Below are 25,990 nucleotides of genomic sequence, written 5' to 3' on the forward strand. Positions count from 1 at the left end.
TTGCCCTGCGGGGCGGGGGGCGATTTCGGTGCTCATGCTGCTTTTCCTTCTCCGCGAACGATGGCGCGCATTATTTTTTCCTGGCTTGCGTCCGCCGCCGGCATTTCGCCGACGATGCGCCCTTCGTTCATGACGTAGATGCGGTCGGTGATGCCGAGCAATTCCGGCATTTCCGACGAGATGACCACGATCGCCTTACCCTCCGAGGCAAGACGCGCGATGATCGTGTAGATTTCGTACTTGGCGCCGACATCGATGCCGCGTGTCGGCTCGTCGAGGATCAGGACTTCCGGGTCGGCGAACAGCCATTTCGACAGCACCACCTTCTGCTGGTTGCCGCCGGAAAGATTGCCGGTCATCTGATAGACGCTCGAAGCGCGGATATTGGTCTTCTTGCGATAGTCGTTGGCAACGGCAAGCTCGCGCAAATCGTCGATCACGCTATGACGCGACACGCCGCCGAGATTGGCGAGCGTTATGTTGTGCTTGATATGGTCGATGAGGTTGAGACCGTAGGTCTTGCGGTCCTCGGTCACGTACGCGATGCCGTGTTCGACCGCCTTGCTCACCGACGAGACATCGATCGGCTTGCCCTTGAGCAGCACCTCGCCGGTGATGCGGCGGCCATAGGAGCGGCCGAACAGGCTCATGGCGAATTCGGTGCGGCCGGCACCCATCAGCCCGGCTATGCCGACCACCTCGCCCTTGCGCACGTTGATGTCGATCCCCTTGATCACCTGCCGCTCGGCATGGATCGGGTGATAGACTGACCAATTCTTCACTTCGAACACGACCTCGCCGATCTTTGGCTCGCGCGGCGGGTAGCGGTCGTCGAGCGAGCGACCGACCATCGAGGTGATGATGCGGTCCTCCGAAATGTCCTTCCTGGCCAGCGTCTCGATGGTGCGCCCGTCACGGATGACGGTAACCTTGTCGGCGACCCGGTTCACCTCGTTGAGCTTGTGCGAGATCAGGATCGAGGTCATGCCTTGCCGCTTGAATTCGAGCAAAAGGTCGAGCAGCGCCTGGCTGTCCTTTTCGCTGAGCGATGCGGTCGGCTCGTCGAGGATCAGGAGCTTGACTTCCTTGCTCAGCGCCTTCGCGATCTCGACCAGCTGCTGCTTGCCGACGCCGATATTGGTGATCAGCGTCTTGGGGTCCTCCTTGAGGCCCACCTTCTTCAACAGCGCGCTGGTGCGCGCCTCGTTGGCGTTCCAGTCGATCACGCCGTATCTGGCGTGTTCGTTGCCGAGGAAGATGTTTTCGGCAATCGACAGCATCGGCACCAGGGCAAGCTCCTGGTGGATGATGACGATGCCCTTGTGTTCGCTGTCATGGATGCCTTTGAACTGGCACTCCTGGCCTTGAAAAATGATCTGGCCGTCATAGGTGCCCGCGGGATAGACGCCGGACAGGACTTTCATCAGCGTCGACTTGCCGGCGCCGTTCTCGCCGACCACGGCGTGGATCTCGCCTTCCTCGACACTGAGATTGACGTTGGACAGCGCCTTCACGCCGGGGAACGTCTTGGTGATGTCGCGCATCTCCAAAATCGTCGAGGTCATCAGGTCAAGCTCCCAGACTTTCTTGTTTTTACGCAATTCCCAAGGGAAAGCGTTACGCTTTTTCCCGGGAAAACCGCTACGCACTTTTCCTGGAATTGCTCTAGGCCGGCAGAAACAATACCGGGGTCGCTTGTGAACGAAAAGGGGCCCTGCGTTGCGCAGGACCCCTGATTTTACAACCGAGATTACTTCAGGTCTTCGGCCTTGATGTAGCCGGAGTCGACGACCAGCTTCTGGTAGTTCGACTTGTCGACTTCATGCGGCGTCAACAGGATCGAGGGAACGACCTTGACGTCGTTGTTGTAGGTCTTTTCATCGAGGCCGTCGGGCTTGCCGCCCGAGAGCACCTTGTCGACCAGCTGGACAGTGGCCTTGGCGAGGTCGCGAGTGTCCTTGAACACGGTCGAGTACTGTTCGCCCGTGATGATCAGCTTGACCGAGGCGGTCTCGGCGTCCTGACCGGTGACGATCGGCCAAGGCTGTGCGTCCGTGCCGTAACCGACGGCGCGCAGCGAGGCGGTGATGCCGCGCGACAGGCCGTCATAGGGCGACAGAACGCCATCGACACGGCTGCCGTCCGAGTAGTTGGCCGAGAGCAGATTGTCCATGCGCGCCTGGGCGGTGGCCGCCAGCCAGCGCAGCGTGCCGACCTTGTCCATGCCGGTCTGGCCCGACTTGATCTTGATCGAGCCGTCGTCGATCAGCGGCTGCAGGACGGAAATCGCGCCATTGTAGAAGAAGAAGGCGTTGTTGTCGTCGGGCGAGCCGCCGAACAGTTCGACGTTCCACGGCTTGGTGTTCGGGAAGCGCTCCTTGAGGCCCTTGACCAGCGAATTCGCCTGGATCACGCCGACGCCGAAATTGTCGAACGTGGTGTAGTAGTCGACATTCTTGGTCTTCTTGATCAGGCGGTCATAGGCGACGACGACGACGCCCGCGTCAGCGGCCTTCTGCAGCGCGTCCGACAAAGTGGTGCCGTCGATCGAGGCGATGATCAGCGCCTTCGGGCCCTTGGTGATTTCGTTTTCCAGCTGGCTGAGCTGGTTGGGGATGTCGTCCTGCGCATACTGCAGGTCGACGGTGTAGCCGAGAGCCTCGAGCTGGGACTTGACGGCGTCGCCGTCATTGATCCAGCGCTGCGAAGTCTTGGTCGGCATCAGCACGCCGACAAGACCCTTGTCGGCTGCGTGCGCCGAGTAGGTCATGGCAGCGATGCCAAGCGCCGCGACTGCGGCCAGTGTCTTGATGATTTTCACGTAACTCTCCCTGGTTGATGGACGCAGCACCCCGGGGGTCGCGGGCCGCGCAATCGTGCAGAAGCGCCAAGGCACTACTGCCGTCATATCGATCTCCGGTATCCTCCCATGGCCCCGAGCCGCTGATTTCAATCGATACGATTTTTATCGTCGGCGACCGTTGCGTCTCGGAACGCGCTGACGTTGTGACCCTTTTGCCATAACTGTCAAATGCGATCTTTGATGGTTGCTATACCGACAGTGGTATATGTTATGGGGCGTGACAGATTGCTGGCAAATGCCAGAGGGTCGCGAGCGGAGGCTGGGAAGACAATGGCGGCGTTACGGAATCCGTCTTCAGTTTCAAATGGTTACAACGAAACTCCGGGCGATGGCGAAACCCTTCTGCGCAGTGGTCTCAGCCTGCGTCACATGCGCATGATCGTCGCGCTCGACGACCACGGCCGGGTGAGCGCGGCGGCGCAGGTCATGAACATTTCACAGCCGGCGGCATCGCGCATGATCGCCGAGATGGAAGCCGTGCTCGAGGTCAAGCTGTGCGAGAGGCTGCCGCGTGGCATCACGCTGACGCCCTACGGCAAGGCGCTGGCCAGGCGTGCGCGTTCGATCCTGCTGGAAATGCGCGAGGTCGATCGCGAAATTTCAGAGCTCAAGGCGGGCAAGGGTGGCTCCGTGTTTCTCGGTGCCGTGACGGCGCCTGCGATCGAGCTGGCGGTGCCGGCGATCCGCGAAATCCGCCGCATCTATCCACGCATCGAGATCACCATGCAGGTCGAGACCTCCAATGTCTTGGCGCGCGAACTGATCGCCACGCGCCATGACTTCATCATCGCGCGCATCCCTGACGACCTCAATCCGCGGCTGTTCGAATCGCGTGTCATCGGCGTCGAGAAAGCCTGCTTGATCGTACGCAGTGGCCACCCGCTCACCAGGGGCAGCGTGGTGCGGCTGGAAGACACCGCCGCCTATGACTGGGTCTTCCAGTCGGGTGGTTCGCCCCTGCGCCAGGCGATGGAGAGCAATTTCCTCAACCGCAACATCGCGCTGCCGGACCGGATCCTCAATACCAGTTCGCTGCTGCTGACGCTGGTCATGGTCGCACAGTCCGACGCCATTGCGCCGGTTTCGGTGCAGGTGGCGAAATTCATCCAGAACCCCGACGGGCTCGCTGGCGCCATCGACATCGTCCAGACCGAGTTCGACATCGAGGTCAGGCCCTACAGCCTGATCACGGTCCGGAATCGCGTACTGTCGCCGGCCGCCAAGATGCTGCACGATTTCATCCTGCGCGAAGTGGGCTGATGGAACAACAAGTGCACTCGCGCGTTCACGCCCAATCGGCATTCTCGCTGGAGCCCGTTTTGGGCGAGGGAACGAGGTGTCGATGTCAACAACTCGGGAGGTTTTGATGGAACGTCGGTTGTTTCTCACTGGAATGCTGGGCGTTGCGGGGGCCGTGGCGTTTGCGGGCGTAGTCGGACCCGGCCGCGCAGTTGCCGGTATTCCTCAGGGCAACGGAATTCTCGATGAACTGGACAAGCCGGATCCGGCTGTCTTCGAAGGGGATGACGGGGTCGAGGTGGAGCAGGTCTCCCATCGTCACTGGCATCGCTGGCATCGCCGCTATCACGGAGGAAGACGGCGCTACGGCTGGAGACGAGTTTGCCGTCGGTACTGGCGCCACGGGCGCCGCCATGTCCGTTGCTGGCGCGAGCGGGTTTGGCACGGCGTCTGGCTGTGACGAACCGTTGACGAAAGGCCGGCCACCGCAGCGTGGCCGGTGTCGTCACTGCGTAGACATTCAGGGTCCAAAGCTTGCGTCTTGCAATCGGTGCCGGGGCTGGCACCGACCACCCAACCGTGACGGAATGGGCCACCCACTTAGCCTTGGATCGCATCTCCCTAAGAAGGTGGCGCCGCGAAACATCAACAACCTCGCCCGGTTCCTCCACAAGAGGCAGATGCGCGTTGGCCAGGCTTAGACATGCCTGACCTATCCCGTGCCGATCCTGCTATCCGGACAGGTTGCCAGCAGCGATCAATTCAGCAGCAAAATCTCCGGCCACAGCTGGAGCGGGTAGCGCGTTCAAATGGAGCGGGTGAAGGGCGTCCTCAAAAGCGAGGCGCCGGCGCATCGTGGCCTCGCTCATGCCGAGCTGTCTCGCGACCATCGGCCCGGTTCAGTCATCGGCTACCATCTCGATGCAGGGGGCATGCACCACACGTCACATGGGTGCGGCGCCGATTTGTTGCAGTAACCCCAACAAGTCCGGCTGCCCACGTTCGCCGACGATCTGTCCATTCGACCAGTGATAGAAATTCATCGCCTGGACGGCGATTTTCTTTCCCGTGGGTGGAACGCCGAAGAAGCTCCCTTGATGTGTGCCTCTCATGGTAAAGCGCGCGGCAACGTTGCCTCCCTCGGTGATCGTCTCCTCGAGAGTCCACTTGATGTCAGGAAAGCCGCCGCGCATCATTCCGATGATCTCGAGATAGCCGGCCGGTCCAGTCACCGGCTCGGGACGGCCGGGAACGTGGAACATTGCTTTCGGAGAGATGAGTTCCTCGGCGAGCTTTTCGCTCGCCGTGTTGATAAACTCGACGAACCGCTCCATGAGGCGCTTGCTGTCTTTCATGTCTGTTCTCCTGGGTAAGCGAGTGGCGTGAAGTTAGGAAATGTTGAACACTTGAGCGGCGTTTGTCGTGCCGACCTTCACAAGATGGTTGTGGTAAAGGTCGGCCGGTCGTCGGTTTGAATTTCACGGAACGATGGCGGGTCCCGGCTCACCAAATTTGCATTTTGCACAACCTGCTCCATTCCGTTTGCCTGCTAGGTAAACCTTGACGCGACCAGGCGGGCCGAAGGGTTGATCCTTCCCGAACGCAATATCGGGCAAGTCGCTCATTGACGGAATGGGTGCCTTTGACCGAATAATACGGACGAAATGTCCGCAATTAGCAGTCTCGAATCAATGAGCGGCTTGGTGGCGTTTGTCGCTTCGGTCGAGACCGGCGGCTTCGCACCGGCGGGGCGGCGTCTTGGTGTATCTGCTTCAGCGGTCGGTAAGGCCGTTGCTCGCCTGGAGGCCCGGCTTGGTGTCAGGCTTCTCCACCGTACGACTCGCTCCATCGCGTTGACCGGTGAAGGCAATCTTCTGTTTGAACGCGCGATGCGCATCATCGAAGATGTTCAGGAAGCCGAGAATGCGATCGCCGAGACACGCACCTTCCCGCGTGGGTTATTGAAGGTGAGTATACCGGCGGCCATGGGACGCCGCATTATCGTTCCAGCGCTCGATCAATTCATCGCGGCCTATCCCAAGGTCGTTCTCGACGTCAGTCTGGACGATCGGATGGTGGATATCGTGGAAGGGGGTTTTGACCTAGTCCTGCGCACAGGTGGCCTTGACGACTCTCGGTTGATTGCGCGCAAGCTCGCGCCACATCGGTTCGTCACTTGCGGATCTCCCGCCTATCTGGAACGACGGGGGGCACCCGAGACGCCCGATGACGTACCCGCCCATACCTGTCTGCGTCTCCGGTTCCCCACGACAGGCCGGCTGGAATATTGGGCCTTCAAAGGATGGAAGCCACCCGGACGTCCAGCAAATGGGCCTGTGTTCAACGACATCGAAGCCGTGGCGCTGGCCGCTATAGCCGGCCTCGGCCTTGCCCAACTGCCCCACTATCTCGCGGCGCGTGCCATCGCGGATGGGCGTCTTCGCACGGTGCTCGCCGACTATGCAGTCAGTCGGGGCGACATTTGGCTCATACGACCTCCCGCGAGTTCAGAAAGTCCACGCGTCCGCGTGTTCGCGACGTTTTTGACCAAGTTGATTGAATCGGTCTGAAGTCGTCTCATCGAGATGCCAGTTCGACGGATACATTTCATCCGCAAGATTCCGGCAAAACCCTGATTACGAGAAATTCCGGGAGTCTGGAGCGGGTAGCGGGAATCGAACCCGCGCGTTCAGCTTGGGAAGCTGACAGGCTACCATTACATCATACCCGCGCGTGCCCTCGTTACCATGAGGTTCGGCCTTCGGGCAATCGCAAAGCGATCCCGCGAACAAACGCTTTCGCGCTTCCCTCGGCGCTGGCCGCGATTCCTATTTTGCCTTGGCGACTTTGTTGCTGGCGGCGAAGCTTGGCCAGTATTTCGAGATGGCGAGCGTCGCGCCGGCGGACGAGAAATGACCGTAGTCGAAGTAAAGGAACTGCTTGGTTCCCGCGTCGGCATAGGAGCAGCCGGCCGCGTCGCACAGATAGGCCAGCGGGTCGATGAAAGTTGCCCCTTTGACGAATGGCAGCACCTGCTTGTTGATGTCCGGATCCATGGCCATCGGCCAGGATGTGTTCGCGACGTGCTCGCGTCTTGCGAAGAAAGCGATTTTCTGGACGTCGGCGATGAACTCCGGAGACTGGCCGATGACATAGACCTTCACGCCCATGTCGCGCAGCCGGTCGACCGTCTTCTGCAGGCCGTCGAAGCCCCTTGCCTGGTAGTCGGTCCATCGGCCGCTCAGGATCACGGCCTGAATGTTGGCCTCGCGGATGATCGACAGCGCCCGTTCGTTGAAGCGCGTGCAGGCCGGCCGGGCATAGGAGAAGTAGCTCAGGTTGGGTGGGCAGCCGGCATAGGTGTACTGGATGACGTTGGCCTGGATTTTCTCGGCATTGGCTTCCAGCCCTGACACGTAGTGCGCGGCGAAGGAATCGCCCCACAGCAGCACATTGGTGGCAAAGCCATGTGTGCGGGTGCAGTCGGCGAGGTTCCAGTCCTCGATCCGGTTCGCGCCCTCGTTGAAGCAGACGCCGTTGCGCCAGTCACCCACCAGGACCCGTTCTGTCGAGAAGTCCGGGAACCGTTGCGGAAAACCCTTGCCCAGCGTACCGGCCACGCCGGCGGCGCACAGCAAGGCGATCGCCGTCGCCGAGAAGGCGAAGATTGGCAGCGGGGCGGTGAAGGCCCGCTTCTGGCGGAAAGGCTGCTCGACATACTTCCACGAGAATGTCGCCAGGGCGACGCTCGCCACCGTCATCGCCATGATCGTCGGCACGCCGATGGCTTTCAGCGAGAGATAGTGGACGAACGAATTGATCGGCCAGTGAACGAGGTAGAGCGAGTAGGAGATGAGGCCGACCCAGACCAGCGGGGTGAGCTGAAGCACGCGCGTGGCGACCGGCATCGGTCGGTCGGCATGGGGCTGGCCCGCATAGATGAGCAGCGCCGTTCCGATGCAGGGAAACAAGGCATTGTAGCCCGGAAACGGGTCGCTCTCCGAAATCGTCAGAAAGCCAAAGGCGATCAGGCCAAAACCGGCCAGCCCGATCAGTTCCGTCAGCGGACGGCTGGCAAGCGCCGGCGGCTTTCTCAGCATCAGCATGGCGCCCAGCGCCAGTTCCCAGATGCGCGTCGGCAGCAGGTAGAAGCCGGCGGTCGGCGCCAGCGTGGTTGCCATGACCGCCAGGGCAAAACTGCCGATGGCGATCGGCAGCAATATCGTCAGCCAGCGCTTCGCGGCGTATCGGTAGATCAGATACACGAGGATCGGCGCGAAGATATAGTATTGCTCCTCGACCGAAAGCGACCATGTGTGCAGCAGCGGCCGCAATTCCGCGTCGATGGAAAAATAATTGGTCGTTTTCCAGAAATAGATGTTCGACCAGAAGGTCGAGGCCGCGATCACGCTCTGACTGTATTCGTGGAGGTCGGACGGCAGCAGGATGAACCAGGCGGCGATGCTCGCAAGCAGGATGACAAAGGTCAGCGCCGGCAGGATGCGCCGCGCGCGGCGCCAGTAGAAGCGGCCGATGGAGAACTGGCCGCGCTCGAGATCGTCGAGCAGGCTGCCGCTGATCAGATAGCCCGATATGACGAAGAAGATGTCGACGCCGGTGAAGCCGCCGGGAATGGCGGACACGCCGAAGTGGAAGAGCACCACGGGCAGCACCGCAACAGCGCGCAGGCCATCGATGTCGCGCCTGTAGTTCATTCGGCCGGTCCGTGTGGTGCGGTCGGCGGTATTGGTGCGGCGCAACTTGCTGTGCTGCTCATGCGGCGGCGTCCTGATACTGTGAAAAATGCCTGTTCGTTGGTCGCACAGGCCCATCCTCTGTTGCGCAACTTTGCTGCACTGCAACATGAGTGTCAAGGCGGGAAAACCGATGGTTCGATTGGAGAAGCCGGCCAGCGCGGACGTCGAAAAATCAGGCGCCGGGCACGTAGATCACGGCATCGTCGTCCGCATAGGCCCGTTTCCAGCCCAACTCCGTGAAAAAGGGGATGCGGGTGTCGTCGGCCGTAAGCAATGCCCAGCCGATGGCGTATTTCTTCAACTGGGCCTCGAGCAGCGGCTTTCCGTCGCTGTGCCCCGTCGCGTCGTCGGCTTTCGTGAACCCGCCCAGGAACAACTGGTCCGTCCTGCCGTCGATATAGGTCTTGATGCCGTGGAAAATCAGCGTGCCGCCGAAATTGTAGGAGTTCAGCACGTTGCCTGTGAGCTGGTGATCCCTGGCAAATGCGAGGGCGCCGCTGGCGGATGTCTTCGGGCTCGGCGCCACCTGATAGGCACTGCCGAGGATCAAGACCGAGCCGACCAGCAAGACAGCCACCGCGCCGCATATCGCGTAGAACCGGCTGGCGAAGAGTTTTTCCAGCCCGTCACGTTTGTCCGTCAGCCAGGTCGTGGTCGAGAGCGAAGGGTATTGCTGTGCGACCTCGACCGCGATCACCAAGGGGATCAACAGGAAGGGCAGATACACAAATCGCAGATGGGCGAGATAGACATGCAAGGCGAAAACGATGAACAACGCTTTGGCCCAGCCGATCCGCGGCCTCGATACCAACAGCCCGAACAGCGCCAACAGCATCGCCGCTTCCTGGAAGAGCTGTTCCTGGGCATTGAACGGCCGCCACTCCAGGATGAGTGGCACCGCCTCGTTGCCATAGGCCACGGTGAACGTGGCCAGGATGGCTTTCACGCCATAGGGATGCAGCAGGCTGACCAGTGGGCAGAGCAGGCCCAAAGCGACCCATTTCGCCAGGAGGGCGGGCTTCGACAGGCCCGAGCGCGTCAGGAGAGCGAGCCCGGCAAAGGCGGCAATGACGAAGCTCAGGGTGAACGTGGCGTGCAGGTTGGCCCACAAGACGACAAGTAGCAGCAGCCACAGGGGTGGGGCCTTCTCTTCCTGCGCGGCACGAAACAGCATCGCCGTCCAGACAACGATGATCGGCAAGGTGAAGACGTGGGGGCGCGCCGTATAGATCGGAGCGACCAGGAAGGCCGCTGCAAAGGCCAGCGCTATCGCCAGTATCGGCTTCAGCCACGCGCTGAGGAACCATGCCATCAGGAAGACGGTGAGGCCGACGGTGGCGATGATCAGCGTGACGACGCCATTCCAGCCGCCCGCGCTGTAGGCAAGGGCCAGAAAGACCTGCCCCAGCCATTCCTTGGCGATCCAGGGTTGGCCGGCGAACGTATAGGAATAGGGGTCGAGGGCCGGAAACGTCCGGTTTTGCAGGAAGTCCAGTCCGACCTTCACCTGCCACCAATTGTCGGGATCCTGCAGGATCGCGCCGGCAAAGGCGGCGAGCACAGAGGCCACGACGCAGGCGCAGAGAAGGCAGAAGACCAGCCTGATGCGTTGTGCGTCCCCGAGCGAAGGCGTTGCTATCGCGATGGCTGCGGCCTGGTTCATGTCGCAACTCCGGGCAATTTCGCGTTCGTCGCGGCCGGGGCATCCGCGCGGCCGACGAAAACGAAACGGGCCGAGCCGAGATAGAAGATGACCGAGTAAAGGCAGTTTCCCGCCAAATGGACAAACGGGTTCTCGATGAGGCCGGCGGACATGGCGGCGATCACGACGCTGAGATTGGCGCCATAGGCGACGACAAAGGTTATGGCGTATCGTGCTACGGCACCGGGGCGAAAGCCGCCGGCACGTCCGAATGTCCATTGGCGATTGAGGAAGAAGCCAAGGGTGAGGCCCGCGGCATAGCCTGCCGCATTGGAAACGATATCGCCGAGGCCCAGCGCAAGCCCGGCGAGGATCAGCGAGTATCCAAGCGCCGTGTTGAGAAGCCCGACGGCGCCGAAGCGCAGCATCCGCCAGACATCAAACGGAAGTGCCGACCGCATCCTGCCCATGCCGTTCCCGTTGCATCCGGTCGACCTTCGCCTCAGCCACGCGCCGCTCTTTTCGCCATCTCCTGCAGGCGATGGACGGGCAGGTCGTTGTCCTTGGCGGGCCGGTCGCGTGAAACGATTTCGCTGACGAAATAGAGCGGCCGCCGCTTCGTCTCCATATACATGCGGCCGAGATATTCGCCGAAGATGCCGAGCACCAGAAGCTGGACGCTGCCCAGGATCAGCATGATCGCGGCAAGGCTCGTCCAGCCGGGTACCACGTTACCCCTCGACCATTCGAGCAGTGTGTAGCCGAGCACGACCAGGCCGAGCAGACCGAACATCATGCCCAGCATCGAGGCAAACCGCAAAGGCACGATCGAAAAGCTGGTCATCGCATCGACCGCCAGCAGAACCATCTTCTTCAGCGGATAGTGTGTGGTGCCGGCAAAGCGCCGGTGCCGCTCGTAAGGGAAGGCGACCTGCTTGAGCCCGATCCAACTCACCATGCCGCGAATGAACCTGTAGCGTTCGGGCATCGCGTTCAGATGGTCAAGCGCCCGGCGGCTCATCAGCCGGAAGTCTCCGGAGTCCGGCGCGATCTCGACATCGACCATCCGGCCGAGCAAGCGGTAGAACATCGAGGCGGAAGCCCGCTTGAACCAGCTTTCGCCGTCGCGCTTCACCCTCTGGCCATAGACGACATCGAAGCCTTCATCCATCTTCGCCATCATCGCGCCAAGCAGTTCGGGCGGATCCTGGAGGTCGGCGTCGAGAATGAGGATGCGCTCGCCGCGGCAGAACTCCAGCCCCGCGCTCAAGGCGATCTGGTGGCCGTAATTGCGGGCAAGGTCGATGGCGACCACATGGTCGTCCTTTTCGGCCAGTTCGAAAATGGCCTCCCGGGTGCCGTCGGTCGCCCCGTCGATGACAAGCACGATCTCATAGGAAGGGCTTTGCTCGAGGCATACGGCGCTGACGCGTCGGTGAAGCTCGGCCACGCCGTCACGCTCATTGTAGCATGGCACGACGACCGACAGCGTGATTGCGCGGTGCGCGCCGATTTTTCCCGTTCCCACCAAAGCCTGGCTCCCGCTCTTGGAATGGCAATAGCGGCAATTGGTTAGAAAACAGATAAGCCAGGGGTCGACATCGTGGCATCGGTCGGCTGACACGATGGACATGGCACCGTCACGAACGCACCGGCAACTCCATGCGGATGCGGGCGCCGCGCCACGAGCCCGTCAGTATCCGGATCGTGCCGTCATGCAGCAGCGCAATCTGCCGGGCGAGGTTCAGGCCCAGCCCCGCCCCGCGCGACTGCGGCTGCAAGCGGTAGAAGGGTTCGAAGACATTCTCGCGCTCTTCTAAGGGAATGCCCGGGCCCTCGTCGCGTACTTCGATGCCGCCGGTCCCGTCGATGGCGATCGTGATCGTGCCGCTGCCGCCGCCATGCTCGATTGCATTGCGCACCAGATTGGCGAGCGCGCGTTCGATTTGCAGGACATTGACCTCCACCTCGGCCTTGCCGGGCGGAGGCTCGAAGGCAAGGTCGTAGCCGGCCTCGATGGCCAACGGAGCGAAGTCGGCGGCGACCCGGCTGACGAGGTCGCGGAGATCCACGATCTGGCGCTGGTCCGACGGGCGGTCGAGTAACTGATGGTCGAGCAGTTGCTGGGCAAGGTGTGACAGGCGCTCGATGTCATGCAGCAGGCGCGCGCTCTGCGGCTCCTGCTTCAAGAGTTCGGCGCGTGTGCGCAGGATGGCAATCGGCGTACGCAGTTCATGTGCCGCGTCGGTGAGGAAGCGGTTGTGGCGGTCGTAGCCTTGGGCGAGGCGGGCGAGCGCCTCGTTGAAGGCATGCACCAGCGGCGCGATCTCCTGTGGCACCTGCTTGACCGGCAGTTGCATGGCACGGGTGCCGATATCGATACGCGCGGCCTGGCGGACCGTTTCGACAAGGCCGGCGAAGGAGCGGCGCACCACGGCTGGCGTCGTCACCAGCGTTGTCGTGCCCATGACGAGGATGATGGGCAAAAGCAGGATCGCGATGACTAGCGCGAGTGCCGGCAGGGCGCGCTCCCAGTTCCTGCTGCCGTCCGGATTGCGGGCGACTTCGACGGTGGCCGAAATGTTGACTTCGAGGCCGTCGGTCTGCTGGCGCGACGACTGCGTCGCGGCGATGATCTGCACCGTGCCGGCTCTGGTCGAAGCGTTTTCGATATAGGCTTCCGGCCGCATGTCCTTGTCGGAGAATCCGATCGTGGCGTGATCGGCCTCGCCAAGCAGGTCGCCGAAGCTCCTGGTGTAGATGTCGGGTATGTTGCCGGAGCGGACGCTCTCGCCGCTGCCATCGCGAACGATGTACCAGACATTGGGGAAGCCCTCGCGAAACGCGATGAGTTCTTCCGTATCGCGCACGATCAGCCTGCCATCCTTGTCTCGGTCGACGGCATCCTTGACCGCGGCGACGGCAGCTTCGTTGTCGATCAGCAGGCGCGGATTGGCAATCCAAAGTGCTGCCGCGCAAAGCACGATGAAGATCAGCAGCGTCGCCGCCTGCAGCAGGATCAGCCGCCGAACCAGGATCCATTGCAGCGAGCCTGTGCGGACCTTCTTCACGAGGCCGCCCGCAAGAGATAGCCGAGGTTGCGGATCGCCCGGATCTCGATGCCGGCGGCGACATCGTCGAGCTTGCGGCGCAGCCGCGAAATGTGCGCATCGAGCGCATTGGAGCCGATCTCATCGTCCAGCGCGTAGACGGCCTCCTCCAGCGCGCTGCGCATGATGGTCCGCCCCGGCCGGCGGATGAGCGTTTCGAGCACCAGCCTTTCGCGCCGCGGCAGATCGAGCGCCTGATCCTCGACCAGCGCCTCGCGGTGGCGGAAATCATAGGTGAGGCGGCCGACCATGGTCTGGTTGGCGCGCGAGGTGAACGAGCGCCGGTGCAGGGCATGCAACCGCGCGACCAGTTCCACCGTGGCGAAGGGCTTGACCATGTAGTCGTCGGCGCCGGCATCGAGCCCGGTGACCCGGTCCTCCAACCCGCTCATCGCCGTCAGCGCGATGACGGGCACATCCAGATGCAAGGCACGCAGGCGCGGTATGAGGCTGAGGCCGTCGCCATCCGGCAGCCGGCGGTCCAGCACCACCGCGTCGTGATAGCCCAGCCGCGCCATCGCCTCAGCATCGGCCAATGTCGCGGCATGGTCGACGATGATGTCCAGGCGCTCGAGAGCGGCCTTCAGCACGGAGGCCATTTCCGGTTCGTCCTCGATCAACAGGACCCGCATAAATATTCTCCTTTATCCGCGGCCGGTCGGGGGCCGCGGCAATTCATTCGCATTCCAGCTTGGGCTGGCGGAAATTGGTGATGAACCAGCGGCCGCCGGAAGCGCGGGCGTAGAATGTGTAGAAGCATTCCTGACGCTCGATATAGCCGGGCGTCTCGGTTTCTTCATAGACGGTTCCGTGTTTTGTCTCGCGAACCTCGCCGCTCGATGTCCCGGAAACCGCCGACGTCGACACCTTGCGCCACTGATAGGCGCGTTCCCCCTGGCCGAGATCGACGATCGCCGTCGGAGGACCATAATCCAGGACGACCGATTCGACCGGCTGTCCGACATAATTCTTCATGATATCGGAGGCACAGCCCGCCAGCGCGAGCGCGATAGCGATGAAGACGATCTTCGGAGCCCGTATCAGGAGGCCGGCGCCACGCGTGGACATATCGGAACAGATTCCCATCATGAAGATTACGCGCGGGACCTAGATCGCGAAGATTGCATCGACATTGCAGCGAGGTGCGGAAACGGATCCATTGTCGAAAAAGCCGGCCATCCGGGGTACCGGCGCGCATCGAAACACAGGATTGCGCGATGCCCCAGCAGGCACCGCGCAAGCCAATTCGCCCCGTTCTAGAACCGGTAATTGATGCCGGCCTTCAGTTCATGGCTGCCGATCGTTGTCTTGGACGTGCCAAGGGCCGATGTCGTTTCGACGCCGGGGGTGCGGACATAGTCGTACTCGACCTTGGCGGACAGCCCGCCGGCAAAGCCCTGCTCGATGCCGGCGCCGAGGAGATAACCGACCTTCCATCCGTCGGCGCTGCTGACATTGTCGCCCTTGTCGAATTTGGTCAGGGCAACGCCGCCGGTTCCAAACAGCAGCGTCTGGTCGAAGCTCACGCCTGCCTTGGCCTTGGCGGCGCCGCGCCATTTCTCCTTGATCTTGCCGCCCTGGACGTCGTGTTCGGCGCCGCCGAGATAGGAGCCCTCGATCTCGGCGCCGAGAACGGCGGGACCCATCTGCTGGTTGTAGCCGGCCTGAACGCCGCCAGCGAAGCCATTTCGATCGGCGAACGGATTGGGCATCCTTGTGAAGGCCGTGCCGCCATGGACGCCGACATAGGCGCCGCTCCACTGGAAGGCGGGGGGGATCATTGTAGGTCGGTGAAAGGTCGGCGGCCATCGCCGGCCCGAGAAGGCAGATGCCAAGGACACCGGCCATCAGGACGATCTTTGCTTGAGAGGACACGAGCATTACTCCAACACAAACGCGCATCCGGCAAATCGGTACGCAGGTTAACTCCCGGGGAGCCTGACCGTTGGGGCGGTCGGGCTCCGATTTGGTGTCTTTCAGGGATGGCTGCACGGTCCTCAAACTGGCGTTCGCCAGCAGGGGTAGGGGTCAGAGCGCCGCGCAACCAGTCACCTGAAAGACGCCGACTGTCTCGCAGGTGAAAATTGCACGCACATTGCGCAAAATTCGAAAATGACGATTTTGTGCTTTATTTTCAATAAATTAAAATGATCCTGTTTACCGATATTTAAGAATTTCAGGCCGTCTGAAGCTCGGAGTCTCCATCACCTGTTCCGGGCTTGCCCGGGCACAGACCGGGCTGGCTTGATGGATGGCCGCCAAGCACGTATCTCTGGGCCGTGCCCATGAGTCCGGGCATCTCAATCGGGAGACGGCCTTGTCCGCATTGACGCGCTTTCTCGGCGACTCGCCGCTCAGGGTGATCCTGAAGCTGCTGGTGGTGTCGTTCCTCGTCGGCCTTGTCATGAATGCCTTCGGCTGGTCGCCCATGGATGTGTTCTACAGCATACAGAGGTTCTTCATCGACCTCTGGAACCTGGGCTTCCACGCCATCGACCGCTTCCTCGGCTACATCCTGCTCGGTGCCGCGATCGTCGTGCCGGCCTTCATCCTGCTCAGGATCGCCAATTACCGGAAGTAGCTTCCTAGGCGTAGTCCGACGCGACCTCGAACAGGATGGCGTGCCGCGCGGCAAGGGCAGGCACATCGGTGGAATAGCCGCCGCCGATGACGCCGCAGACGGGAATGCCGAGCGGACGAAAGTGGCCGATGACCATCTCGTCGCGGCCGCGCAGGCCGTTGTTGGAAAGCGCCAGCCTGCCGAGCCGGTCCTGCGCATGGACGTCGACGCCGGCATTGTAGAAAACCATGTCCCAACGCGCCCGCGCCGACAGCTCCGGCAGGATCGTGGCCAGCCTCTCCAGATAGGCGGCATCGCCCATACCGTCGGGCAGCGCGATATCGAGGTCGGAGGCGATCTTGCGCACGGGGTAGTTGCGATCGCCGTGCATCGAGAAGGTGAACACGCGCGGCTCATCGCGCAGAATATCCGCGGTGCCATCGCCCTGATGCACGTCGAGATCGACGACCAGGATGTTTTGTGCGGCATTCTCGGCGAGCAGCGCCAGCGAGGCGACAGCGACATCATTGAAGGTGCAGAAGCCGGCACCTTGCGCGCGCCGAGCATGATGGCTGCCGCCGGCGGTGTTGCAGGCGATGCCGTGGCGCAACGCAAGCCGCGCCGCCAGCACCGTGCCGCCGGTGGCAAGCTGCGCGCGCAGCGAAACGCGGGGGCCGACCGGAAAGCCGATCTCACGCTCGATTTTTTCCGGCACCGAACAGCTGACGACTTGGTCGACATAGTCCGCCGCATGGGCAAGCTTCAGCCATGACGCCGGTGCGGGTTCCGCGGTGTTGAGCGCCCCGGGACCGGCCAGGCCGCGTGCCCGCAAGGCCTCCATAAGCAGCGGATACTTGCTCATCGGGAAGCGGTGGTTGGTGGCGAAGCCGGCATCGTAGTCGGGGTGGTGGACGATCTGCAGAGGCATGAACGGGATCCGGCGGCTTCGCGCCAGACCGGGATTTCGGTTGGCCGTCGCGGGAAGAATGATTGCGCGGTGGCCGGAAAATGGGGCACATCGGCGCTTCAATCAAGCAGCAATCAGCAAGGCGCGATCCCTTGGACAAGGATGCAACCCCAGCCGACGTCAGATCTTTTGTCGTCACCAACCGTTCCGTGCTCGCCATAGCGGTGCCGATGACGCTCGCCTATCTGACCACGCCGATGCTCGGCCTGGTCGACACGGCTGTTGTCGGCCAGTTTGGTGACGCGGCCCTACTCGGTGGCCTTGCGGCTGGCGCTCTGGTGTTCGACGTCGTCTTCACCAGCTTCAATTTCCTGCGTTCGGGCACCACCGGCCTCGTCGCCCAGGCTTTCGGGCGTGGCGACGCGCTGGAGGAGCAGGCGGTGTTCTGGCGCGCCGTGCTGATCGCGGTCGTTGCCGGCATTGTCCTGGCGGCGCTTTCGCCGCTGATCGCCATCGGCGGCCAGTGGTTCATGGGCGCCGAACCGCGCGTCAGCGAGGCGATGGGGGTCTACATCAGGATCAGGCTGCTGGCCGCACCCTTCTCGCTGATCAACTATGCCATCCTCGGCTATGTGCTGGGCCGCGGCGAGGGCGGGCTCGGCCTTGTGCTGCAACTGGTGCTCAACGGCATCAACATCGCGCTCTGCTTCCTGCTTGGCCTGAAGCTGGGCTGGGGCGTTGCCGGTGTCGCCTGGGCGACCGTCACGGGTGAGTTCCTGGCCATGCTGCTTGGTCTTGCCATCGTGGTCCGCCGCTTCCGCGCGACCCCGCCCTTGCCGCGCCATCGGCTGCTCGATATGGCCGCCTTCCTGCGCATGCTGTCGCTCAACCGCGATATCATGATCCGCTCGTTCTCGCTGCTTGCCGCCTTCGCGCTGTTCACCCGCCAGGGCGCGCAGTTCGGCACGGTGACGCTGGCCGCCAATGCGGTGTTGATGAACTTCTTCCTCGTCGCCGGCTATTTCCTCGACGGTTTTGCCACCGCCGCCGAACAGCTCGCCGGCCGTGCCGTCGGCGCGCGGGCAGAACAGCCCTTCCGGCAGGCGGTGCGGCTGACCTTGTTCTGGGGCTTTGGGCTGGCCGGTGCCGCGACGCTGGTGCTGCTTTCGGCCGGCGCCAATCTGGTCGCCATCGTCACGACGTCGCAGGAGGTCCGCTCGGTCGCCGACATCTATTTGCCCTGGGCGGCGTTCACCGCGCTGAGCGGCGTGCTGGCGTTCCAGATGGACGGCGTCTTCATCGGCGCCACCTGGTCGCGCGACATGCGCAACATGATGTTGCTGTCCTTCCTCGTCTTTGCCGTTGCGCTACTAACGCTCGCGCCTGCCTTCGGCAATCACGGCCTGTGGGCGGCGCTGCACGTGTTCCTGCTGGCGCGCGGCTTCAGCCTGCTTGCGATCTTGCAGCTAAGGGTGCGGACAGCGTTCTAGGTCACCTCTCTGTCCGATTTTTCAGCAAGGTGGAAAATGGGCCTAGACTGTTTTATCCTTCCTGATTGAGGGCGCTAACATATCGGGGAAGCAATGGGAGACGTGGTCGAACCAATCGAGCCAAGGATCATAAGAGGATCACGAGGTAAGACATTCCTGTTGCTTCTAGCATGCCCGATTTTCATTTTGGCCGGAATTGGAATGGTGCAGAGCCCAGCCGGTGGGCACCTGGTTGGGTGGATCGGAATATTTCTCGCAGGGTCGAGTGTGCCATTCCTGATCCGGTCGCTTATCCGCCCTCACACTTTGACCTTGGACGATAGCGGCTTCATGATAGATGCTGGTCCGAAGAAAGTTGCATGGCAAGATATAAAGGGTTTCCACGTCTGGAGGCCGCCGCGTAGCCGCGGCAAGGTGGTCGGTTACAGCTTCGAACCCGGCGCCAGGAAGGACACCTCGCTCATGCGAATTAACAGAGGTCTTGGAGCCGAGGGCTGCCTTCCTGGTGGATGGCAATTTTCAACCGACAAGATGGTAGAGATTCTGAATGCCTATCGGGTGCAAGCCTTGGCACGACAAGCCGAACCCGCTCGGTTGAGGGGACTCGGATAATTGGCCGGAACGCGGAGTTGCGAGTCTCGGGAAAGTCGCGTGCCAGCGGATTTCAAACAGGACTGGTCACTTTTCGAGCAATTCTTTAGAGCGGCTTCGACGCCCATAGATCGAGATGGCTGTCGCGCAATTCGCGAATCGACTTGAGCCGCGCCATCTCGGCGAAGCGTGCCATCCCTGCAACAATGCGTCCCGGCAGTGCCGGTCCGGCATAGATCATGCTGGTGTAGAGTTGGACGAGATCGGCACCCGCACGGATCTTCTCCAGCGCCGTCTCGGCGGAATCGACGCCGCCCACCCCGACGATGGCGATGCCCGGGCCAAGCAGCTTGCGCATCTTTGCCAGCACGGTGGTCGAGCGTTCGAATAGCGGTTTTCCCGAAAGGCCACCGGTCTCGCCGGCGGTGTCCGTGCTGTGCAATGCCGGCCGCGAAATGGTGGTGTTGGAGACGATGATGCCGTCGATCCGTTTTTCAACGACCTCGGCGGCGATATCCTCCAGCTCGGCCTCGACCAGATCCGGCGCAATCTTGAGAAAAATGGGCGGCTGGGCTGCGGCTGACGCACGCGCGGCCATGACACGCGACAAAAGTCCGCCGAGCTGCTCGCGCGCCTGCATGTTGCGCAGGCCGGGCGTGTTCGGCGAGGAGATGTTGACCGTGAGGTAGCGGGCATAGGAGGCAAAGCGCGCGACGCCGCGCGCATAGTCACTGACGCGGTCGGCGCTGTCTTTGTTGGCACCGATGTTGACGCCGACAATGCCGGGACGTCCCTTGCGCGCGGCAAGGCGTTTCTCGGCCGCCGCATGACCTTCATTGTTGAAGCCCAGCCGGTTGATCACCGCCTCGTCCGCCGTCAGCCGGAAGATGCGCGGCTTCGGGTTGCCCGCCTGCGGCAGCGGCGTGACCGTGCCGACCTCGGCAAAGCCGAAACCGAGGCCAAGCAGCGCGTCGGGTACCTCGGCATTCTTGTCGTAGCCGGCCGCCATGCCGAGCGGGTTGGGGAAATCGAGACCGCAGAGGCTGACCTTCAGCCTGCTGTCGTGCACCGTCCGCGCGCCGACCGGCAATCCGCAACGCAGTGCCGCGATGGACATCCCATGCGCGGTTTCCGGATCGAAGGTGAACAGCAGTTTTTGGCCAAGCCGGTCGAACAGACTCATTCGGCCTCCAACGGCGGGAACTGGTGCGCGCCATCGGCGCCAAGCAGCAGCGGCTTGACCCACTTGACGGTGTTCACCTCCAGCACGCCGTAAAGATGCGGAAACAGCGCGCCGCCGCGCGAAACCTCGTATTTCAAGGCATCGCCCAGGCTGGCGGCGTCGATGGCGACCAGCAGTAGGTCTACCTGGCCGGAAAAATGCTTTGCCGCGGTTTCCCGGACCTGCGCTGCCGTGGAGAAATGGATGAAGCCGTCGGCGACGTCGATCAGCGCGCCGGTGAAGCGGCCACTGGCTTCGGCCTCGCGCCAAGCCGCTTGCGGGGTTATCTTGTAGATAAACTGAGACATGGTTGCGCTATAGTCCGAACCAGTCGTGCGGGGAAGGCCACGCCAAGGGTCTTCCCCATTTCCGGCGCAAACATGCGATATTTCAGGCCTTGGCCATGGAGGACAACATGCGTCTGCAACACATCTTGATCCCCGCCGCGCTGATTTCGCTGGTCGCGGCCTCCGCCTCTTCGGAAGAAACCGACCGCTACCGGCTGGAAAAATCCGCCAACGGCTATGTCCGCATGGACACGCAGACCGGTGCGATGTCGATTTGCGAGGAACGTTCGGGCCAACTCGTCTGCAAGGTGGCGGCCGACGAACGCGCCGCCTTCCAGGACGAAATCGACCGCCTGCAAACCTCGATGAAGGCGATGGACGAGCGCGTCACCAAGCTCGAGAATTCGCTGTCCGCCCGCCTCGAATCGAAACTGCCGAGCGAGGAGGATTTCAACAAGACGATGAGCTATATGGAGCGCTTCCTGAAGGGCTTCATGGGCATCGTCAAGGAGATGGACAAGGACAACGGTGGCGGCGCTCAGCTCAATTCGCAAAAGACCTGAGCTTCCTACAGCGCCGCGCGTCCTTTTGGATGCGCAAAGGACGCTGTAGTACTTTGATCTTGCGAAGTAGGGAAAATGCCGCGCGCTGGTTTTGCCGCTTGAAAACAGCGCGCTGCCCCTCATAATCGTCCGACTGGTCCCGAAAAGCTTAAAAATCATCGACGGGATTCGGGGAGGAACATTTGCCGTCAGGCTATTCTTTCGTCATCGCCGACGATCACCCGTTGTTTCGCGGTGCGTTGCGCGAAGCGCTTGCCGGCATCGGCAATGTCGCCGCCATTCACGAGGCCGGCGATTTCGAAAGTGCCAAGGCATTGGTCGTGGCCAATGAGGATGTCGATCTGGTGCTGCTCGATTTGTCGATGCCGGGCGCCAGCGGCCTCTCCGGCCTGATTTCGCTGCGCGGCATCCATCCGGCGGTGCCGCTGATCGTGGTTTCGGCGCATGACGATCCGGCGACCATCAGGCGCGCGCTCGATCTTGGCGCATCCGGCTTCATCTCCAAATCGGCCAGCATGGAAGAGATCCGCAACGCCGTGCAATCGGTGCTCGCCGGTGACATCGCGGCGCCCGTCGGCGTCGATCTCGGCGTCGAGCGCGACCCCGAAATATCGGACCTGATCAAGCGGCTGCAGGCGCTGACACCGCAGCAGACCCGCGTGCTCGGCATGCTGGCCGAAGGCTTGCTCAACAAGCAGATCGCCTATGAGCTCGGCGTCTCCGAGGCGACCATCAAGGCGCATGTCTCGGCCATTCTGCAAAAGCTCGGCGTCGACAGTCGCACCCAGGCGGTGATCCTTTTGTCCAAGATCGGCAGTGACCCGTTGCAGCCAGCGCATTGAGCGCCGAATGCCGAGGCTCACGGCTGTTCCGTTGCCGGTTTTGGCGACCAAGCCATGGGTGGCTCCGTTGTGTCGACCGCTTCCGGTCCCGAGCTCCGATCTGATCCGGATTCGCATGAGGGGCGTCGCGCTCGGCCGATTGTCGCGCCAAGGCCGAGCGATGCGATCGCCACCAGCGGAATGCCGGCGATCCAGGGCAGGCGCGGCGCCAGCGCGTAAAGCGCCGTGCCGATCGATGGCCCCAGCGAGTCCTTGAGGTCGACCGCCACCGACGAAGCCCCCATGTAGGAGGCGCGCCGTGCGGGCGGCGCCAGTGCATTGACGGCGGTCGGCACCAGCGGTCCGACCAGCATCTGTGCGATCGAGCACAGGCTGACGGCTCCGATCAGCGTCAGTATTGCGGGCGAGGCGGCGAGCAGCGCAAAGGCCAGTATCGTCGCGAGGCCGGCACCGACCGTCAGCCAGAGAGCGGACCGTGCCTCGACCATGCGGCTGACCAGCATCTGCAAGCCGACCGTCAGGGCGGCGGCATAGGCGAACAGCGCGCCGACGCCGGATGGCGTCAGCGTCCCGGCATCATGCGCATAGAGCGGGATCACCGCCTCGATCCAGTTGCCGGCTACCTCGAACAGCACGACCCAGAGCAGTAGCTTGGCCAGCCGGCCGTCGCGGAATGCCGGCAGCAACGCGGACAGGCCTTCCTCTTCCTCGTCCTCACCGTCATGGCGATCGTCGCCGGTGGCGTGGCCGACGCCGATCGTCTCGTTGAGCGCGAAGAGCATCACGATCCCGCCCAGCACAAGCATCGCACCACCGGCGAGAAACACGCTGCGCAGCGACATGAGCGTAAGCAGCGCGCCGCAGGCTGGTCCCAGGATCTGCCCGGCGCTAGAGCGGTTCGCGTTTTGTCTGAATCGGGATTCCCAAGACTGAGCAAATCAGATTCGATGTTCTGACCGTTGGAGGTCGGGACAGATGGCCAAGCCTTATTCGATGGATTTGCGGGAACGGGCGTTGGCTCGCCTTGAAGAAGGCGAGACGAGCCGAGAGGTGGCCGCGGCACTGAAGGTGGCAGTTTCGAGCGTGATCAAGTGGGCGGCGCGCAAGCGTCGGCTGGGCAGTGCGGCACCCGGCAAGATGGGCGGTCATCGACCCTATCTGATTGACGGGGAGCATCGTGCCTTCGTCCTGAGCGAGGTCGAGCGGGATGCCAACATAACGCTTCATGAATTGACGGCCGCACTGGCTGACCGGGGTCTCATCATCCACCCTGCCAGCGTCGGTCGCTTCCTGCATCGCGAGGGCAAGAGTTTTAAAAAAACCGTTCTGCCGGCTGAGCAACTCAAGCCAAAGCTGATGCGTCGGCGGACGCAATGGATGCGCTATCAGACCCGCATTGACCCAACGCGCCTGGTCTTCCTGGATGAAACGTGGGTCAAGACCAACATGGCGCCGTTGCGCGGCTGGGGTGTGCGCGGCAAGCGGCTGATGGCTCACGCGCCATATGGTCATTGGAAGACGATGACCTTCATCGCCGCACTGCGGCATGATCGGGTAGAGGCGCCTTGGGTCATTGACGGACCCATCAATGCGCAGGCCTTCCGTGTCTATGTCGAAACCGAACTCATCAAGACCCTGAAGCCGGGTGACATCGTCATTCTCGACAATCTCGGATCTCACAAGGGCCAAGCCGTCCGCGACATCGTCAGGGCCGCCGGTGCGTGGCTCTTCTTCCTGCCGCCTTACAGTCCAGATCTCAATCCAATCGAGAAGCTCTTCGCCAAGCTCAAGCACTGCATGCGACGTGCCGCCAAGCGAAGCATCCAGGCCGTACACAGCGCCATCGCCAGCACCCTCGACGTCGTCACCTCAAATGAATGTAACAACTACATCGAAAGCGCCGGATACAAGTCAACCTAAATGCGAACCGCTCTAGAACTCACGCGCGCCAGGCTGAACCAGCGGGGATGGGTGGATGGCGCGGTCACGTCGGCGATCACGGTCAGGATCGTCGGATGAAGCACGGACTCGCACATGCCGGTCAGAAGCAGAACAATCGCGGTAACGGCGACGCCATGCACGAAGAACAGGGCCAGGAAGCCGGCGCCGACGCCGAGCGACGAGGCAATCAGCACCGGCCGCCGGCCGATCCGGTCGGCGATGCCGCCGATCAGTGGTGCGGCCAGAAGCTCGCCGCCGGCATAGCAGCCGAACAGCAGGCCGATCATGCCGACAGGAATGCCGGCCTCGCCGCTCGCCCAGAGCGGAAAGAAAGGCACGAGCGCGCCGTCGGCGAAACCCGCGCAGAAGAACAGCAGAAGCCCCAACAGGGCTGGGCGCGGGGCTGCGCGCCAGGAGGAAAGAAGCATGTTGTTCATGACGTCACCTGCGCCTGGAGGCCCGACCGTCGTCGAAGGCCCGGGGTTTGCGCGTTGGTTGACGTAAACGCCTACGGCCGCCCTGGAGCGACATGGAGATTTGAGCCGCAGGGTTGAATCCCATGCGGCGATGGGACCGGCTTCAGCCGAGCCGCACGGACAGTTCGACATCCTCGCCGAAGGGCGTGGACATGTAGCCCGATGCCGGCGAGCGCACCCGCTCCAGATATTCAGGCGAGAAATCGGCATTGTCGGCGATGACCAGCGCGCCGGGTCGCAAGCGGCTCTCGGACCAGGCTGAGGATCTCTGGGTAGATCGCCTTGGCGCCGTCGAGCAGCAACAGGTCGATCGTCTCGGGGAGGTCGGCGCTCAGCGTTTCAAGCGCGTCTCCCTCGCGGATCTCCACCAGGTCGATAAGGCCGCCCTCGGTCAGATTGGCCTTGGCCCGCATCACCTTGGACGGCTCGAATTCGGTGGTGATCAGGCGGCCGCCGCCATTGTCGCGCAGCGCCGCGGCGAGATAGAGCGTCGAGATGCCGAACGAGGTGCCGAACTCGATGATGATGCGCGCGCCGCTGCTGCGTGCCAGCATGTAGAGCAGCGTGCCGGTTTCCGGCGAGATCGCCAGCCAGAGATCCTTCAGCCGTCCGTAGAAATCGACATATTCGGTCTTGCTGTTGAGCAGGCGCGCCCGCTCGTCCTGAGAGAGCCCGGCCGCAGCGGGGCTCGTAGCCGCTTCGGCCTCCTTGAACAGGCGTGCAAGCAGCGGTGCCAGCGGGGCGTTGGTCAGCGTCGTCATGAAAAGTCTCCGGTCGAAAATGACTGCGTTCTTGTGTCGGGAGGAAAATACGAATAATCCTTCAGGTTTCCAATTCGCATTGCCGGACCGAAACATGACCGGACGCCCAAGTCATTCGATTTCCTCGCGAAAACAGCCCAAACAGGCGCGCGCCACGGACCTTGTCGCGGCGATTTTGCAGGCTGCCGTTCAGGTTTTGGCGAGCGAAGGCGCGCAGCGTTTCACCACCACGCGCGTGGCGGAAAAGGCAGGCGTCAGCGTCGGCTCGCTCTACCAATATTTCCCCAACAAGGCCGCACTGTTGTTCCGGCTGCAGAGCGATGAATGGCGCCAGACCGGTGGCCTGCTGCGCACCATACTCGAAGACGGCCAACGACCTCCGCTCGAACGGCTGCGTGCACTTGTCCACGCCTTCATCCGCTCGGAGTGCGAAGAGGCCGAGGTGCGCGTGGCGCTCAATGACGCCGCACCTCTCTATCGCGACGCACCGGAGGCGCACGAAGCCAGAGCCTCGGGGGAACGAACCGTCCAGACCTTTCTGCGGGAGGCATTGCCCGAGGCCCCGGAGGCCGTCCGCGTCCTGGCCGGCGACCTGATCAAAACGACACTCAGCGCGGTGGGGAAGGATTTTTCGGAAAGCCCGCGAACAACGGCCGAGATCGAAACCTATGCCGATGCGATGGCCGATATGTTCTGCGCTTACTTGGGAAGCCTGGGCCATAGGGGCTGATGTCGCCGG

25 protein-coding genes, 1 tRNA gene and 1 pseudogene are annotated in these 25,990 nt (G+C 62.4%); 9 read left to right on the plus strand and 18 right to left on the minus strand.

Annotation, left to right across the window (positions count from 1 at the left end):
- Positions 1–32: 32 nt before the first annotated feature.
- The gene (mmsA, locus tag HB778_RS19540) at positions 33–1,565 is read right to left on the minus strand and encodes a multiple monosaccharide ABC transporter ATP-binding protein (protein WP_183456192.1); all 1,533 of its coding nucleotides are present in this window, start codon (positions 1,563–1,565) and stop codon (positions 33–35) included.
- A 185-nt stretch (positions 1,566–1,750) separates the two neighbouring features.
- Positions 1,751–2,821, minus strand: coding sequence for a multiple monosaccharide ABC transporter substrate-binding protein (gene chvE / locus HB778_RS19545; RefSeq protein WP_027060955.1), 1,071 nt, complete (start codon positions 2,819–2,821; stop codon positions 1,751–1,753).
- A 312-nt stretch (positions 2,822–3,133) separates the two neighbouring features.
- Here chvE and HB778_RS19550 point away from each other — a divergent pair, with 312 nt between their 5' ends.
- Together HB778_RS19550 and HB778_RS19555 are read left to right on the plus strand one after the other, a co-directional pair.
- The gene (locus HB778_RS19550) at positions 3,134–4,123 is read left to right on the plus strand and encodes a LysR family transcriptional regulator (protein ID WP_183456193.1); all 990 of its coding nucleotides are present in this window, start codon (positions 3,134–3,136) and stop codon (positions 4,121–4,123) included.
- A gap of 106 nt (positions 4,124–4,229) precedes the next feature.
- A complete protein-coding gene (locus HB778_RS19555) occupies positions 4,230–4,562 on the plus strand; it encodes a protamine-2 (modular protein) (protein ID WP_183456195.1) in 333 nt (110 codons plus the stop codon).
- Between the two features lie 484 nt (positions 4,563–5,046).
- Here HB778_RS19555 and HB778_RS19560 read toward each other — a convergent pair whose 3' ends face one another.
- Positions 5,047–5,457, minus strand: coding sequence for an ester cyclase (locus HB778_RS19560; RefSeq protein ID WP_183456197.1), 411 nt, complete (start codon positions 5,455–5,457; stop codon positions 5,047–5,049).
- Positions 5,458–5,793: 336 nt separating this feature from the next.
- Between HB778_RS19560 and HB778_RS19565 the strand changes: the two genes are divergently transcribed.
- A complete protein-coding gene (locus tag HB778_RS19565; protein ID WP_244661515.1) occupies positions 5,794–6,672 on the plus strand; it encodes a LysR family transcriptional regulator in 879 nt (292 codons plus the stop codon).
- 87 nt (positions 6,673–6,759) lie between these two features.
- Here the strand turns inward: HB778_RS19565 and HB778_RS19570 are convergent.
- From HB778_RS19570 to HB778_RS19610, 9 genes are all read right to left on the minus strand, one after another.
- Positions 6,760–6,833 (minus strand) — tRNA-Gly (locus tag HB778_RS19570).
- Positions 6,834–6,930: 97 nt separating this feature from the next.
- The gene (locus HB778_RS19575; protein ID WP_183456201.1) at positions 6,931–8,817 is read right to left on the minus strand and encodes an acyltransferase family protein; all 1,887 of its coding nucleotides are present in this window, start codon (positions 8,815–8,817) and stop codon (positions 6,931–6,933) included.
- A 214-nt stretch (positions 8,818–9,031) separates the two neighbouring features.
- On the minus strand, positions 9,032–10,522 hold the full coding sequence (locus HB778_RS19580) for a hypothetical protein (protein WP_183456202.1): 1,491 nt from the start codon (positions 10,520–10,522) through the stop codon (positions 9,032–9,034).
- Positions 10,519–10,971: a GtrA family protein gene (locus HB778_RS19585; RefSeq protein WP_183456204.1), complete on the minus strand. Its 453-nt coding sequence runs from the start codon at positions 10,969–10,971 to the stop codon at positions 10,519–10,521. The genes HB778_RS19580 and HB778_RS19585 overlap by 4 nt, the downstream gene beginning before the upstream one ends.
- Before the next feature lie 32 nt (positions 10,972–11,003).
- A complete protein-coding gene (locus HB778_RS19590) occupies positions 11,004–12,029 on the minus strand; it encodes a glycosyltransferase family 2 protein (protein WP_183456206.1) in 1,026 nt (341 codons plus the stop codon).
- Between the two features lie 112 nt (positions 12,030–12,141).
- The gene (locus HB778_RS19595) at positions 12,142–13,572 is read right to left on the minus strand and encodes a sensor histidine kinase (protein ID WP_183456208.1); all 1,431 of its coding nucleotides are present in this window, start codon (positions 13,570–13,572) and stop codon (positions 12,142–12,144) included.
- The gene (locus tag HB778_RS19600; RefSeq protein ID WP_183456210.1) at positions 13,569–14,243 is read right to left on the minus strand and encodes a response regulator transcription factor; all 675 of its coding nucleotides are present in this window, start codon (positions 14,241–14,243) and stop codon (positions 13,569–13,571) included. Before HB778_RS19600 ends, HB778_RS19595 begins: the two co-directional genes overlap by 4 nt.
- A gap of 43 nt (positions 14,244–14,286) precedes the next feature.
- The gene (locus HB778_RS19605; protein ID WP_183456212.1) at positions 14,287–14,679 is read right to left on the minus strand and encodes a hypothetical protein; all 393 of its coding nucleotides are present in this window, start codon (positions 14,677–14,679) and stop codon (positions 14,287–14,289) included.
- 188 nt (positions 14,680–14,867) lie between these two features.
- Entirely contained in the window at positions 14,868–15,392 is a 525-nt protein-coding gene (locus HB778_RS19610; RefSeq protein ID WP_432421194.1) for an outer membrane protein, read from the minus strand.
- Between the two features lie 536 nt (positions 15,393–15,928).
- Between HB778_RS19610 and HB778_RS19615 the strand changes: the two genes are divergently transcribed.
- The gene (locus tag HB778_RS19615; RefSeq protein ID WP_095198509.1) at positions 15,929–16,192 is read left to right on the plus strand and encodes a DUF6460 domain-containing protein; all 264 of its coding nucleotides are present in this window, start codon (positions 15,929–15,931) and stop codon (positions 16,190–16,192) included.
- A gap of 4 nt (positions 16,193–16,196) precedes the next feature.
- Here the strand turns inward: HB778_RS19615 and HB778_RS19620 are convergent, their stop codons facing one another.
- A complete protein-coding gene (locus HB778_RS19620) occupies positions 16,197–17,099 on the minus strand; it encodes a histone deacetylase family protein (RefSeq protein ID WP_183456214.1) in 903 nt (300 codons plus the stop codon).
- Positions 17,100–17,230: 131 nt separating this feature from the next.
- On the opposite strand from HB778_RS19620, the gene HB778_RS19625 reads away from it, so the two are divergent.
- Positions 17,231–18,568, plus strand: a complete 1,338-nt coding sequence (locus HB778_RS19625; RefSeq protein WP_183456216.1) for an MATE family efflux transporter — start codon at positions 17,231–17,233, stop codon at positions 18,566–18,568.
- A gap of 697 nt (positions 18,569–19,265) precedes the next feature.
- Here HB778_RS19625 and HB778_RS19630 read toward each other — a convergent pair.
- Both HB778_RS19630 and HB778_RS19635 read right to left on the minus strand, forming a co-directional pair.
- Positions 19,266–20,342 carry a quinone-dependent dihydroorotate dehydrogenase gene (locus HB778_RS19630; RefSeq protein ID WP_183456217.1) on the minus strand — a complete coding sequence of 359 codons (1,077 nt, stop codon included), beginning with the start codon at positions 20,340–20,342 and terminating at the stop codon, positions 19,266–19,268.
- On the minus strand, positions 20,339–20,689 hold the full coding sequence (locus HB778_RS19635) for a DUF952 domain-containing protein (RefSeq protein WP_183456218.1): 351 nt from the start codon (positions 20,687–20,689) through the stop codon (positions 20,339–20,341). The genes HB778_RS19630 and HB778_RS19635 overlap by 4 nt, the downstream gene beginning before the upstream one ends.
- Before the next feature lie 107 nt (positions 20,690–20,796).
- On the opposite strand from HB778_RS19635, the gene HB778_RS19640 reads away from it, so the two are divergent.
- Positions 20,797–21,231 carry a hypothetical protein gene (locus HB778_RS19640; RefSeq protein ID WP_183456219.1) on the plus strand — a complete coding sequence of 145 codons (435 nt, stop codon included), beginning with the start codon at positions 20,797–20,799 and terminating at the stop codon, positions 21,229–21,231.
- Positions 21,232–21,413: 182 nt separating this feature from the next.
- Positions 21,414–22,073 carry a response regulator transcription factor gene (locus tag HB778_RS19645; RefSeq protein ID WP_140775350.1) on the plus strand — a complete coding sequence of 220 codons (660 nt, stop codon included), beginning with the start codon at positions 21,414–21,416 and terminating at the stop codon, positions 22,071–22,073.
- 17 nt (positions 22,074–22,090) lie between these two features.
- On the opposite strand, the gene HB778_RS19650 is transcribed toward HB778_RS19645, so the two are convergent.
- Entirely contained in the window at positions 22,091–22,915 is an 825-nt protein-coding gene (locus HB778_RS19650) for an MFS transporter (RefSeq protein ID WP_244661516.1), read from the minus strand.
- A 133-nt stretch (positions 22,916–23,048) separates the two neighbouring features.
- Here HB778_RS19650 and HB778_RS19655 point away from each other — a divergent pair, with 133 nt between their 5' ends.
- Positions 23,049–23,993, plus strand: coding sequence for an IS630 family transposase (locus HB778_RS19655; protein WP_183456220.1), 945 nt, complete (start codon positions 23,049–23,051; stop codon positions 23,991–23,993).
- Here HB778_RS19655 and HB778_RS19660 read toward each other — a convergent pair.
- On the minus strand, positions 23,990–24,451 hold the full coding sequence (locus HB778_RS19660; RefSeq protein ID WP_244661517.1) for an MFS transporter: 462 nt from the start codon (positions 24,449–24,451) through the stop codon (positions 23,990–23,992). The genes HB778_RS19655 and HB778_RS19660 overlap by 4 nt on opposite strands.
- Before the next feature lie 142 nt (positions 24,452–24,593).
- A pseudogene (locus HB778_RS19665) lies at positions 24,594–25,251 on the minus strand (O-methyltransferase).
- A gap of 94 nt (positions 25,252–25,345) precedes the next feature.
- On the opposite strand from HB778_RS19665, the gene HB778_RS19670 reads away from it, so the two are divergent.
- Complete coding sequence (locus HB778_RS19670; RefSeq protein ID WP_183465145.1) at positions 25,346–25,981, plus strand: TetR family transcriptional regulator; 636 nt, start codon at positions 25,346–25,348, stop codon at positions 25,979–25,981.
- Positions 25,982–25,990: the final 9 nt, after the last annotated feature.

The organism is Mesorhizobium huakuii (assembly GCF_014189455.1).
GTDB lineage: Bacteria > Pseudomonadota > Alphaproteobacteria > Rhizobiales > Rhizobiaceae > Mesorhizobium > Mesorhizobium huakuii_A.

Bases quoted from the DNA above. Each gene is read 5' to 3' on its own strand.
- HB778_RS19655 (WP_183456220.1), top strand. From the start codon at position 23,049: ATGGCCAAGCCTTATTCGATGGATTTGCGGGAACGGGCGTTGGCTCGC.
- HB778_RS19585 (WP_183456204.1), bottom strand. From the start codon at position 10,971: ATGGGCAGGATGCGGTCGGCACTTCCGTTTGATGTCTGGCGGATGCTG.
- HB778_RS19555 (WP_183456195.1), top strand. From the start codon at position 4,230: ATGGAACGTCGGTTGTTTCTCACTGGAATGCTGGGCGTTGCGGGGGCC.
- HB778_RS19580 (WP_183456202.1), bottom strand. From the start codon at position 10,522: ATGAACCAGGCCGCAGCCATCGCGATAGCAACGCCTTCGCTCGGGGAC.
- HB778_RS19605 (WP_183456212.1), bottom strand. From the start codon at position 14,679: ATGTCCACGCGTGGCGCCGGCCTCCTGATACGGGCTCCGAAGATCGTC.
- HB778_RS19600 (WP_183456210.1), bottom strand. From the start codon at position 14,243: ATGCGGGTCCTGTTGATCGAGGACGAACCGGAAATGGCCTCCGTGCTG.
- HB778_RS19660 (WP_244661517.1), bottom strand. From the start codon at position 24,451: ATGAACAACATGCTTCTTTCCTCCTGGCGCGCAGCCCCGCGCCCAGCC.
- HB778_RS19640 (WP_183456219.1), top strand. From the start codon at position 20,797: ATGCGTCTGCAACACATCTTGATCCCCGCCGCGCTGATTTCGCTGGTC.
- HB778_RS19610 (WP_432421194.1), bottom strand. From the start codon at position 15,392: ATGATCCCCCCCGCCTTCCAGTGGAGCGGCGCCTATGTCGGCGTCCAT.
- HB778_RS19635 (WP_183456218.1), bottom strand. From the start codon at position 20,689: ATGTCTCAGTTTATCTACAAGATAACCCCGCAAGCGGCTTGGCGCGAG.
- mmsA (WP_183456192.1), bottom strand. From the start codon at position 1,565: ATGACCTCGACGATTTTGGAGATGCGCGACATCACCAAGACGTTCCCC.
- HB778_RS19565 (WP_244661515.1), top strand. From the start codon at position 5,794: ATGAGCGGCTTGGTGGCGTTTGTCGCTTCGGTCGAGACCGGCGGCTTC.
- HB778_RS19670 (WP_183465145.1), top strand. From the start codon at position 25,346: ATGACCGGACGCCCAAGTCATTCGATTTCCTCGCGAAAACAGCCCAAA.
- HB778_RS19620 (WP_183456214.1), bottom strand. From the start codon at position 17,099: ATGCCTCTGCAGATCGTCCACCACCCCGACTACGATGCCGGCTTCGCC.
- HB778_RS19650 (WP_244661516.1), bottom strand. From the start codon at position 22,915: ATGTCGCTGCGCAGCGTGTTTCTCGCCGGTGGTGCGATGCTTGTGCTG.
- HB778_RS19560 (WP_183456197.1), bottom strand. From the start codon at position 5,457: ATGAAAGACAGCAAGCGCCTCATGGAGCGGTTCGTCGAGTTTATCAAC.
- HB778_RS19630 (WP_183456217.1), bottom strand. From the start codon at position 20,342: ATGAGTCTGTTCGACCGGCTTGGCCAAAAACTGCTGTTCACCTTCGAT.
- HB778_RS19550 (WP_183456193.1), top strand. From the start codon at position 3,134: ATGGCGGCGTTACGGAATCCGTCTTCAGTTTCAAATGGTTACAACGAA.
- HB778_RS19575 (WP_183456201.1), bottom strand. From the start codon at position 8,817: ATGAACTACAGGCGCGACATCGATGGCCTGCGCGCTGTTGCGGTGCTG.